The 11,152-nt window shown below is 37.4% G+C and carries 9 protein-coding genes; 6 read left to right on the forward strand and 3 right to left on the reverse strand.

Translation table 11 applies throughout. The features are described 5' to 3' along the window. Nucleotides 1–2: 2 nt before the first annotated feature. The 4 genes from QM481_RS17920 (at nucleotide 3) to QM481_RS17935 (ending at nucleotide 6,539) form a co-directional block, all read left to right on the forward strand. Nucleotides 3–368: a hypothetical protein gene (locus tag QM481_RS17920; protein ID WP_283382734.1), complete on the forward strand. Its 366-nt coding sequence runs from the start codon at nucleotides 3–5 to the stop codon at nucleotides 366–368. A 460-nt stretch (nucleotides 369–828) separates the two neighbouring features. Beyond that, entirely contained in the window at nucleotides 829–3,996 is a 3,168-nt protein-coding gene (locus tag QM481_RS17925) for a SusC/RagA family TonB-linked outer membrane protein (RefSeq protein WP_283382735.1), read from the forward strand. A 14-nt stretch (nucleotides 3,997–4,010) separates the two neighbouring features. Next, nucleotides 4,011–5,471 (forward strand): RagB/SusD family nutrient uptake outer membrane protein, encoded by a 1,461-nt coding sequence (locus tag QM481_RS17930; RefSeq protein ID WP_283382736.1) that lies wholly within the window; start codon nucleotides 4,011–4,013, stop codon nucleotides 5,469–5,471. A 180-nt stretch (nucleotides 5,472–5,651) separates the two neighbouring features. Continuing rightward, nucleotides 5,652–6,539 carry a DUF1684 domain-containing protein gene (locus tag QM481_RS17935; protein WP_283382737.1) on the forward strand — a complete coding sequence of 296 codons (888 nt, stop codon included), beginning with the start codon at nucleotides 5,652–5,654 and terminating at the stop codon, nucleotides 6,537–6,539. 365 nt (nucleotides 6,540–6,904) lie between these two features. Here QM481_RS17935 and QM481_RS17940 read toward each other — a convergent pair whose 3' ends face one another. The 3 genes from QM481_RS17940 to QM481_RS17950 are packed head-to-tail and all read right to left on the reverse strand — an operon-like array spanning nucleotide 6,905 to nucleotide 9,807. Beyond that, a complete protein-coding gene (locus QM481_RS17940; protein ID WP_166550841.1) occupies nucleotides 6,905–8,080 on the reverse strand; it encodes a cysteine desulfurase family protein in 1,176 nt (391 codons plus the stop codon). A 48-nt stretch (nucleotides 8,081–8,128) separates the two neighbouring features. Further along, the gene (locus QM481_RS17945; protein ID WP_283382738.1) at nucleotides 8,129–9,619 is read right to left on the reverse strand and encodes a tetratricopeptide repeat protein; all 1,491 of its coding nucleotides are present in this window, start codon (nucleotides 9,617–9,619) and stop codon (nucleotides 8,129–8,131) included. A 29-nt stretch (nucleotides 9,620–9,648) separates the two neighbouring features. Further along, complete coding sequence (locus QM481_RS17950) at nucleotides 9,649–9,807, reverse strand: hypothetical protein (protein ID WP_166550839.1); 159 nt, start codon at nucleotides 9,805–9,807, stop codon at nucleotides 9,649–9,651. 429 nt (nucleotides 9,808–10,236) lie between these two features. Between QM481_RS17950 and QM481_RS17955 the strand changes: the two genes are divergently transcribed. Next, nucleotides 10,237–10,413: a hypothetical protein gene (locus QM481_RS17955; RefSeq protein WP_283382739.1), complete on the forward strand. Its 177-nt coding sequence runs from the start codon at nucleotides 10,237–10,239 to the stop codon at nucleotides 10,411–10,413. A 46-nt stretch (nucleotides 10,414–10,459) separates the two neighbouring features. Beyond that, a complete protein-coding gene (locus QM481_RS17960; protein WP_283382740.1) occupies nucleotides 10,460–11,077 on the forward strand; it encodes a pyridoxamine 5'-phosphate oxidase family protein in 618 nt (205 codons plus the stop codon). Nucleotides 11,078–11,152: the final 75 nt, after the last annotated feature.

Here is an 11,152-nt window from a genome sequence, read left to right on the forward strand (position 1 = left end):
CTATGAAAATTAGAAGATTATTAGTGTTCACTCTATTAATATTGATATCATTTGCTTGTTCAAAGCAAGATATTGTCAACGATACTGTGTGCGGGGTTATAAACCCTGTAACAAACCTTCCTTGGTTAAAGGAGTTTACTGTGAAAATGCAAAAAGGTGATTATGGAGATTGTAGTAGGTGTGTGATGTATTTGGAAAAATATAAATCACGAGATATTCTCGTTGTAGAGAATTTTCCTGACAATTGTGTTTTGTGTGAAGTTAGGGAATGTGATGGCACTTATGTGAAATTTAAGGACTTTGAGGAAAATCAAAGTTTTATGAATAGTTTAAGAAAAGATATAATTATTTGGAAATATAAGATATAAAAAGATTTTTCAGCCTTTGGTGGAGTTATCTCCACCAAACTGACGACAGCCACAAACCTGCTAACTTATGCTCTCAATACTTGGCTAATTACTCACGCCAGACTCGTTGGAGAAAACTCTGGTGATATCAGAATTCACAAGAAACTCACATTCACAATTCTCCACTCACAATACTTCATTAATATGCCAGTTGTAATATTTGAATTTATTTTTGAATAATACCTTCAATTTGTAGATATTCTTAAATTTTTTTAAGAAAAGATTTGGGTGTAAATAATTCATACAACATATTTGCATATAAAATCTATAGTTTTTATAGATTAATTGATTTCTCCAAAGAACAAAACCATCAATTATATAAAACAAATAGGTTTACAGGCTGTTGCGCAAAGTCTGTAAACAGGATAACTATGCTCTAATTTTTTGAATTACATTGTTTACAAATCAACAAAAGACCATTATGCGAAATAAATTTTTACTATTACTACTCTTTTTTAGTATCACTTGGCAGGTATGGGCACAAACTGAGCCCATCACAGGTGTTGTTAAAGAGCGCTCTACTGGACAGGCTTTGCCAGGTGTTTCGGTAAGTATCAAAGGCACTACCATAGGTGCTGTAACAGATGCTAATGGGCGTTTTAAAATTAATGCCAAAAAAGACCAGACTTTGGTTTTCTCATTTATTGGATTTGGGGTTATTGAAAAAAAATTAACCAATAACTCTATATTGTCTGTAGAATTAATAGAAGAAAACAAAGAACTTACCGAAGTACGAGTAATTGGTTATGGTACACAAACCAAAGCGGAGTTTACGGGTTCTGCTGTACGTGTCGGTGGCGAAGTCATTAAAGAACAACCCGTTCAAAGCTTTGATCAGGCCTTGCAAGGTCGTGCTGCTGGGGTAAATATTGCTCAACCCAATGGCGTTTTGAATAACCCTCCAGTTATTCGTATCCGTGGAGTAAACTCTATTTCTTTGAGTTCGTATCCCTTGGTAGTGGTCGATGGAATACCGATTAATACGGGTAATGTCTCTACTTCAACAGCTGTGCCAAACAACCCACTTGGCGACATTAACCCTGCTGATATTGAGTCGATTGACGTGTTGAAAGATGCAGCATCTACCTCTATTTATGGCTCTAGAGCTGCCGCAGGGGTATTGTTGATTACTACCAAAAGAGGAAAATCTGGCAAAGCCAAAATCAATTATGAAGTATGGACAGGCTTCTCTGACGTAGTTCGTTTACCCGAAGTATTGAATGCTGAACAATATATCGCTATTAAAAATGAAGCAGTATTAAATGCAAAAATACTGGGAGGAAATCAGAATAATAGTTCTGTAGCATCGGCTTTATTCTTTCCAAATTATGATGCCAACAATCGTGCGATTGATACACGTTGGTATGACTATATCTATCAAAGAGGTACTTCTCAAAGCCATAACTTAAGTGTGTCGGGTGGAAATAATGGTACTACTTACTATTTCTCTGCCAATTTTACAGACCAAAAAGGCTTTTTGGTAACCAACGAATTTAAGCGTAAGGCGCTTCGTTTTAACATTGATCAAGAGGTAAATTCTTGGTTAAAGCTCAAGGGTGGTATTTCTTATAATACAAGTTTCAACCAATCGCCCTATGCTGGATCGTTGGCAAACTCTAGTTTCTTTTTGGTAGGAGCTGCTCGTTTGGCTGTTGCTTTACCTCCAAACGTTCCAGCGTTTAATGCGGATGGCTCATACAATATCAATCCTTCGAGTCCAAATACCATTGGAATGGGCAACAACCAAGTGGTAAGTAACTGGGGAAATCCAGTGGCTTTGCTCAATGAGAATAATTATACATCTACCAATGACCGTGTGATTGCTAATATTTCGGCAGTGGCGAAGTTGTATAAGAACTTAGATTTCACAACAACGTATGCAGTAGACCGTTTACGTACAGATACTTATAGCTATGATAGCCCAATCCAAGGAAATGGTTATTCGAGCAAAGGAAATGCTGCCAATGTTACGGCTGTTCGAGATAACTGGAACTGGACAAATACCCTTAATTATTCAACGACTTTGTTTGATAAACATAGCTTGTCGGCTTTGGCGGGTTACGATATTCAAAAACTGACCTATAATTCTTGGGGAGCTTCACGTACGCAAAGTGCAGATCCTTATTTTGAAAATTACCAAGGAAACTGGGGTGCTATTTCGGCTACAGGAAATGATATTAGTGAAAAAACATTCTTGTCATTCTTCTCTCGTTTGAGTTATGATTATAACAAAAAGTATTTCCTAACTTTCAATTTCCGTCGTGATGGTAACTCTGCCTTGGGTGCAGGTAAAAAATATGGAAACTTTGGAGGTGTATCTGGTGGTTGGGCTTTATCTGAAGAAGATTTCTACAAAAATACAAGTCTTGCTTCTGTATTGTCAAATATCAAAATTCGTGCAAGCTGGGGACGCGTGGGTAATGGTAACTTGAGTGATGCTTTTAGTTCACTAGAATTATACAGTGGATCATTGTATGGAAGTGTGCCAACTTGGTCACTTTCGCAAGCAGGTAACCCGAATTTAGGTTGGGAAACCAGTAACCAAACCAATATTGGTGCAGACTTCGGTTTGTGGAATAACCGTGTTCAGGTAGAGCTAACGTATTTCAATAATGACGTTAATGGTTTGATTTTGAGTGCTCCACAAGCAGTTTCAAAAGGTATCCCGGGTAATGCTATTTTAGGAAACGTTGGTTCGATGTATAACCGTGGTGTGGAATTGGGTATCAATGCGACCGTTTTGCAAAAAGGTAATTTCTCATGGAATACTTCTTTAAACTTGACGACTATCCAAAACAAAGTAACGGCTTTGGCAGAAGGTAATACCGATATTGTTGGAACAACTCACGTATCTTACGAAACTACCAACGTAACTAGAGTTGGCTATTCGGTAGGTAGTTTATATGGTGCAAAAACTGCAGGAGTAAATCCAGCCAATGGTCGAAGAATATTTATTAATGCTAAAGGAGAACAAGTTCAGTACAGTCAGGTCGTTGCTTCAGGTGAAAGTCAATGGACGTACTTGAATGGTGAAAAAGCGCCAGCTATTACAGGTGCTGACTATTATTTACTAGGAAATACATTGCCGACATGGTATGGTGGCTGGTCTAATAATTTCAAATATGGAAACTTTGACCTAGGCTTCAACCTTTCGTTTTCGGGAGGTAACTATATTCAAAATGGTACACGTGCCACTTTGCTAGATCAACGTGCTTACAACAACTCTACAGAAATCTTGACTCGCTGGCAAAAACCTGGGGATATTACCGATGTACCACGATTGGTGTACAATGACCAAACGTCTAGCGGTTCTTCTTTCCCAATTTCTGGAAATGTTCAAAAAGCAGATTTTTTACGTCTACAAAACCTCTCATTGGGTTATCGTGTACCAAGTGCTTGGTTGGGTAAAACAGGTATCGCTTCGGTGCGACTATTTGCACAAGGCTCAAACCTTTTCCTGATCACAGGCTATAAAGGAACAGACCCAGAATCATCGGTAAATGGTAATTCAAATACGACGCCAGGCGTAGAGAAAAACTCTGTAGGTCAGGCACGTACATTTACATTCGGTATCAATGTTGGATTTTAAGAAATAGAGAAAAGATGAAAATTTTGAAAAATAATCATATATCAAAATGGGGACTTGCCCTTGGTTTAGGAACCCTATTAGTAAGCACGAGCGCCTGTGACGACCAAAAATATTTGAACCCAACGCCTGCAACAGCTATCAGTGGAGCAAATGCTTTTGATACACCCGATAGAGTACTAGGACTTGTAAATGGTATTTATAAAGCGATTAAGAGTGTCAACTTTTATGGTGGAAACTACTATATCTATACCGAAGCTCGTGGCGAGGAATTTATCAATCGTACGAGTAATACCTTTACCGCTTATGAAGCTTGGAATCAGACACTTAATGCAGGGTCAAACTTTGTAGCGGGTTTTTGGGCGGCAGGTTATACGGCTATCAATAATGCCAATATTGTCATTCAAGGTTTAGCAGATCACCCAAACGTAGTAAATTCTACCTTAACTAAACAATATATTGCCGAGGCGAAGTTCTTGAGAGCTTTGAGTTATTATTCATTGGTTACTTTGTATGCTCGCCCATACAACGAAAATCAAGGTGCTTCGCCTGGTTTGCCCTTGCGTTTGAAGGCTGAAACTAATACGGCTAATAATGACCTCAAACGTAGCTCTGTAGCAGAAGTCTATGCTCAGATTATCAAGGATTTAGATGAAGCTGAGGCAGATTTACCTCTAAACTATTCTACTAGCTTGTTGAATACAACACGTGCACATCGCAACACAGCGATTGCGCTCAAAACTCGTGTGTATCTCAACGCTGGCAACTACGCGAAGGTGATTGAGGAAGCCAAGAAAATTGTCTCTACTTCAACTCCTTTTGCAGCGACTACAGGTGTGGCGCACAAATTGCAAAACATTGTCGAAATCTTCACAACGAATTACACTTCAACTGAATCTATACTGTCGGTACCAATGACAGATTTGGACAACGTGACTGGTCAATCATCGTTTCCTTATGTGTTTAATGCCAACGCTGAGTACAACTTAAATCCCAACGGCATTTGGGGAAATACCGACTGGCGCTCAAGCGATTTGCGTAGAACATTTGCCCGTACTTCTTCTGGTTTATCTTTTATTACCAAGTACAGCAAACCTTCTCCATTTCTGGACTACTTACCTATTATTCGTTATGCCGAAGTCTTGTTAAACTACGCCGAAGCTGAGGCTCGTGTAGGAGACATTACTAAAGCTACCGAATTGTTGAAAGCAGTACGCAATCGCTCAGACGCTACTTATGCTTTTGCCGAAAGTGCCGTATCAAGTCGCACGGCTTTGCTAAGTACAATTTTGAAAGAACGTCGTATTGAGCTTATTGGAGAAGGATTCCGTTCAAATGATATACTTCGTAATTTGCTACCATTGCCAGCCAAAGCTAGTAGTGTATTGACGGCGCCTGAGGTGCTACCTTCTCAGAGTAATTATATTTTTCCATTACCAAACGTAGAAATTATCACAAATAAATTATTACTTCAATAAATTTATAGTGAGATATAGTGGGCTGTGAATGAATGATTTATGGCTATTGCAGATTTGGGATTTCTGATTTCAGAAATAAAGTATAAATCAGGAATCCTCAATAGCCAGAAAATATTTGTAAAGGACTAACTTGATAGGCAAGAATCACAGCCCACTTTATCTCCATTAAAAAATCCATTTATGAAAAAAATACTTTTAGCCGCAAGTACCCTATTGAGCTTAGGGTTTTTTAGTTCGTTTGTTGAAACAAATGACAATAATTATGAAGCCGAGGTAAAACAATGGCAACAAAAGCGTATTGAAGGTCTGAAAAGAGAAGATGGCTGGCTAAATTTAGCTGGTCTTTTTTGGTTGAAAGAAGGGGAGAATACCATCGGAGGAAGTGATAAAAATGCTATTAACTTCCCCAAAGAACATAGTGCAGATTTTGTAGGAAAAGTAATCTTGAAAGAAGGAAAAATTTCTTTTGTGGCTGCCAAAGGAGCAAAGGTTACCCTTGATAATCAGGAGGTAAACAATGCAGAGGTATTTCCCTATCAAGGTAAACCCATTGTGTTGGCGCATCAGTCACTTCGTTGGTTTATTATACAAAGAGGAGATAAATATGCTATTCGCTTAAGAGATTTGGAAAGTCCTTTTCTGAAAAGCTTTGCAGGTATTCCCACATTTCCTATTGATCCTGCATGGCGTGTAAAGGCCAAATTTGTTCCTACAGAAGGACGTAAACTTAAAATTATTGATATTACAGGACGAACCTACGAACAGGATTCGCCAGGGAAATTAATCTTTTCCGTAAACAACAAAGAATATACGCTTGAGCCAACGGGAACACTCAAACACCTAAGTTTGGTATTTGGAGATTTGAGTAATAAGCATGAAACGTATGGTGCAGGAAGATTTTTGGAAGTAGATGGACCCGATGCTGAGGGATATACCTACATCGATTTTAATAAATCTTATAACCCTCCATGTGCCTTTACGCCATTTGCCACTTGCCCGTTACCTACCAAAGAAAATAAATTAGAAGTAGCTATTTTAGCTGGTGAAAAGAGAGTAGGGGAGCATTGATTTTTGGGGAGGCACAAAGGAGTCGGGCACAAAGGCACAAAGTGATTTTTGAGCGAAATGTACGGGCTACTTTGTGATGTAAACGTGAGTCTTCCCGAATTGAGTGAATGGTGATTGAATGAATTATTTTTAGTATGAGTTTTACTTGTAGAGACGCAATGCTTGCGTCTAAAGGGTGTCATTCTAAAATAGACGATTAAAAAGGCATTCGAAAAACTAAATTCGAATGCCTTTTTTGATAAAATCCTGTTGTCAAATCTCTAGACGCAAGCATTGCGTCTCTACAGGTGAAATGTCGATGAATTATCATCTCTCATTCAAATTATACCACTTTGTGCCTCTGTCCCATTTCCTCTTTGTGCCTTTTACGCTACCTCCAACAATTTAGATTTTGCGATCCCTTCATCTTCTTGGTAAATCTGGTTGAGAACTTTTACTACATGTCTGATATCTTGTGGCGTATTGTGTTTACTAAATGAAAATCTTACATTATCTCGATCCAGATGGACTTTCAAATTTTTCAATACGTGCGAACCCGATTGGGTAAGATTTGAGCAAGCGCTTCCACCAGAGACATATATTTCGAGTTGAGCTAGTTTATCTAATAGCGACCCACCATGTTTGAGATGCGGAAATGCCACATTTACAATCGAATAGCTACTTTTGTCCTCAGCGAAACTTTCGCCATTAAAACGAATATTTTTGATAGGACCATTTGTAAGTAGTTCAATGAAAAAAGATTTTAGATAGGAGATATGATTGTGATTTTTCTCTAAATCACGATACGAAATTTCGAGTGCCTTTGCCAAACCTACAATCCCAGCGACATTTTCAGTACCCCCACGAGTACCACGTTCTTGTGCGCCACCATAAATCAAGGGGCGTACCTTTTTATATTTGTTGATATAAATAAAACCTACGCCTTTAGGACCATGAAATTTGTGTGATGAACCTACCAAATAATCTATGTCAAATTCTTGTAAATCAATGCGATACTTTCCGATACTTTGTGTGGTATCACTATGGAAAATACCGTCATAATATTTTACTAATGCACTGAGTGCTTTTAAGTCTGTCAAATTTCCAATCTCATTATTGACATGCATCAAACTGACAATCGACTGTGCATTAAACTTGAGTAAGTTTTCTAGGTATTCAAAATCAATGTTGCCTTTGCTATCGATTTTAACAAAACTTACATCCAATTCACCCTCTTGGCTATATTGTCCAAGTGTTTGCAAAACCGCCTTATGTTCGAGCCGAGAGGTAATAGCATGCGATATATCATAGGTACGAATTGCGCCTGAAAGGGCAATATTATTGGCTTCGGTAGCTCCAGAAGTAAAGAAAATATCACTTGGCGAAGCATTTAGTAAGCTCGCCACTGTATGACGAGATTCCTCAACAGCCTCCCTTGCTTTTTGCCCTAAAGCATGGCTGGAAGAAGGATTACCATACTGATTGGTAAGATAGGGAATCATAGCGTTTAGAACTTCAGGGTCTAGAGCAGTAGTGGCGGCGTTATCAAAATAAATTTCCATGTTGTGTATCTATTTTAAGGTTTTAAGTATTGTTGATTTATGTTTCTTCTAATTGTTTATGTCAGTAATTGCGGCTTGAGCCTTATTGTCCACAGAGTTTTTGTATTCATGTTTTTTATAAGAAAGTGCTTTTTCGAACCATGAGAGGGCTTTTTTAGTATCCTTTTTCTTTTGATATATATATCCCAATTGCAAAGAAGAGCTTGCGCCAAAGTGCGTATCTAGGTTTTGGGCAAGGGTAATGCTTTTTTCAAATACTTGAATAGCCAAGTCAGTATCACCCAAATTTTGGTAAATTCTCCCTTTTCGAAAGTTGAACTCAGCTTTGTCTAAACTGCTATTAAGGGTATTTTCATTGATATCTTTGATATTTTCCAGTGCTTCTTTATAGTATCCTCCATCAATTGCCAAACGAGCTTGAAGTAGGTCTTTATTCGGTAATTGCTTGGTTTTGTTGTAATTATCATAAAACTTTTGAGCAGCTTTGTCAGACTCCGACAGCCTTTTACCGTATTGATTGATGTTTTGAAGAAACGCCATGGCTTGTTGATTTTCGCCATTTAAAAAATTGGTAATGAATAACTTATAAAAACTATCTTTGATAAAACTGTGCCCTTTGAATTTCTTTAAATAGGCTTGATAATAGCTTTCAGCTTTGGCATAATTTCCTTTTTGTAGATAAATATCGGCAGTATAAAAATCGAAAATTGGTAAAGGCAAATACCCCGAACCATTGGGTACTTTTTGTAATATCTTCCAAGCTTGATCGCTTTTGTTATCCTTTTCAGAAATAGCAATACCAAGGAATAGTGCTAGTTCGCTATCCGTGTTTTTTTGCACAAAATCATTGACTTCTGTGCGTACTCTATCGTTGATGGGAAGAATATAGCTTTGGATAAATAGTTTAAAAAATTTTGCCTCAAAACCTGTTAGTTTATCATTTGAAGCTACTTCTAACTCACGAATCCCCTGATCGATATTACCTTTCAAGCCCAACATTTTGGTAATCCAGCGATAATTTTCTGGCACCGAGCCAATGAGCACATGAATGACCCCAAGTATCTTATTATTGGCGCTATAGTTTGGGAAAAGCTTTTTATTTTCCTCCAACAATTTATAAGCACTCATGACGGTCATACCCGCCTTGGTCTCGTGTCCGAGTTTCATTTGAACCAAAGCCAAGTAAAATTTGATTTCGGCTCGTAGTTGACGTTGTTGAGGAGCCTTGGTATCGAGGTCTTCAATCACATCGAGTGCATCGTCCACTTTGTCGACCAACTTTTCATACTCAGCCTCATTCTCGCTAGCATATACATTAACGGCATCAGCCAGACAGTCAACCCAAACTTTGTATGCATTATTTGGCGACTCTTTGCTAGTCAATTGCTTGGCATGAGTCAATCGCAATTTGGTAACCTCGTTATAGGCATTTTGAAGATTAGCATTAAAATCAAAATCTTGTGCCAAAATGTGCATCGACTGCAAAACACTAAAAAGTACTGTTAGGAGCAAACCCTGATATAAATTGTTTTTAGACATAATCTATAAATTCGTAGCGAACGGCTACTCTATTTAATTTTTGAGAAATATGCTTTATGACTACGTGCGATACTCTGCTGTTTTTTCTTGTGAAGATTAGGGTTACTAACCAAAGTCACTAAAGCAATAACCAATGGGGGGAGTAAACCAATAAACCTAGGAGCCAATGAAAAAATGAGTGCTTTCATAGTATTTTAAATTATTTTTTACAAATATATATATAATCCATAGATATTATAGATTAATGTGTGAGCTTTTTTCTGAAGTATTTTAACCAAAAAAAATTATATGCTATAGATTAAGTCAATTTTGTACCTAAAACAAATCAAATTTTAATAAAAGGTATATTGAAAAAGATATAATAAACTGGTACAAGAAAATTCTTTTGAATGCTCACAAAATCTTTATGAAAATGCTGTACCCGAAAACGGACGATTTGATGATTGTCTATTTCTAAAAATATTTTTTCAAAAAAACAGACTTGTCTGTATGTTTTCTCAAAATTAATGTTACCTTTGTTCTGTAGGTAAAAGGAGATGTGCAAAATCTCTTTTATTATAATTTATTAAAAACAGACTTGTCTGTACATAAATATAACTTTAACAGAAAATACAACCATGGAAACGAAGAAAGCAGTACCCGCAAAATTGGATTTGGCAACCTTATTGGCAACACAACCCAAACCAGTGCAACTCAATGATGAGCAAGAAGTGGTCATACCTGACGAATGTGGAGACACACAATGGGATAAGGTTTTGGCGCAGTACGAAACAGAAGACACTGAGAAAAAATAAAGTAAGAAAATCATCTTTGGAATGAAGTGATAACCTCATTGAAATCATGGCGAAAAATTTTGCAGAAATAGGATTTAGCTCAGCGGCTAAAAAACTACAGGAGAAGCATGGTAGTCGAGCAACATACTCCAGAATGGAAAAGCAGACTACTTACACAGGCTTGGGTAAATATGAGCAAAGTTTTATTGCTCAAAGAGATAGTTTCTATATGGCGACCACTGGAGAAAATGGATTTCCATATATTCAGCATCGTGGTGGACCTAAGGGGTTTTTGAAGGTGCTCGATGAAAATCGACTAGGATTTATAGATTTCAAAGGTAACATGCAATATATTTCTGTCGGCAATCTGATGACAAACAACAAGGTGTCGTTATTTATGGTTGACTATCCCAATAAAAGACGCTTGAAATTATATGCCAAAGCTGAAATTGTTGAGCTCAATGATAACCCGGAACTATTACAAAAGCTTGATTTGGAGGAATATAAATTCAAACCAGAACGAATGATGGTGTTTAACATAGAGGCTTTTGATTGGAATTGTCCACAACATATTACCCCACGATTTACGGTTGAAGAAATAGAGGAAGTTTTGAAACCACAATATGAACATATCAAAAACTTAGAAGCCGAAATTGCTGAATTGAAGGCGAAATTGGGGTTGTAATTCATAAGGAAACTGTTTAAGTTTATTTTCACTACGGACAAATTTATTTACCCGTAGCGAAAAAGTTTAAACAGC

This window comes from Flectobacillus rivi (assembly GCF_030056655.1).
Classification (GTDB): Bacteria; Bacteroidota; Bacteroidia; order Cytophagales; family Spirosomataceae; genus Flectobacillus; species Flectobacillus rivi.

What these genes read in the sequence shown, in the direction of transcription:
- QM481_RS17955 (WP_283382739.1), top strand. Translation starts at nt 10,237, where the DNA reads ATGGAAACGAAGAAAGCAGTACCCGCAAAATTGGATTTGGCAACCTTA.
- QM481_RS17945 (WP_283382738.1), bottom strand. Translation starts at nt 9,619, where the DNA reads ATGTCTAAAAACAATTTATATCAGGGTTTGCTCCTAACAGTACTTTTT.
- QM481_RS17950 (WP_166550839.1), bottom strand. Translation starts at nt 9,807, where the DNA reads ATGAAAGCACTCATTTTTTCATTGGCTCCTAGGTTTATTGGTTTACTC.
- QM481_RS17935 (WP_283382737.1), top strand. Translation starts at nt 5,652, where the DNA reads ATGAAAAAAATACTTTTAGCCGCAAGTACCCTATTGAGCTTAGGGTTT.
- QM481_RS17930 (WP_283382736.1), top strand. Translation starts at nt 4,011, where the DNA reads ATGAAAATTTTGAAAAATAATCATATATCAAAATGGGGACTTGCCCTT.
- QM481_RS17920 (WP_283382734.1), top strand. Translation starts at nt 3, where the DNA reads ATGAAAATTAGAAGATTATTAGTGTTCACTCTATTAATATTGATATCA.
- QM481_RS17940 (WP_166550841.1), bottom strand. Translation starts at nt 8,080, where the DNA reads ATGGAAATTTATTTTGATAACGCCGCCACTACTGCTCTAGACCCTGAA.
- QM481_RS17960 (WP_283382740.1), top strand. Translation starts at nt 10,460, where the DNA reads ATGGCGAAAAATTTTGCAGAAATAGGATTTAGCTCAGCGGCTAAAAAA.
- QM481_RS17925 (WP_283382735.1), top strand. Translation starts at nt 829, where the DNA reads ATGCGAAATAAATTTTTACTATTACTACTCTTTTTTAGTATCACTTGG.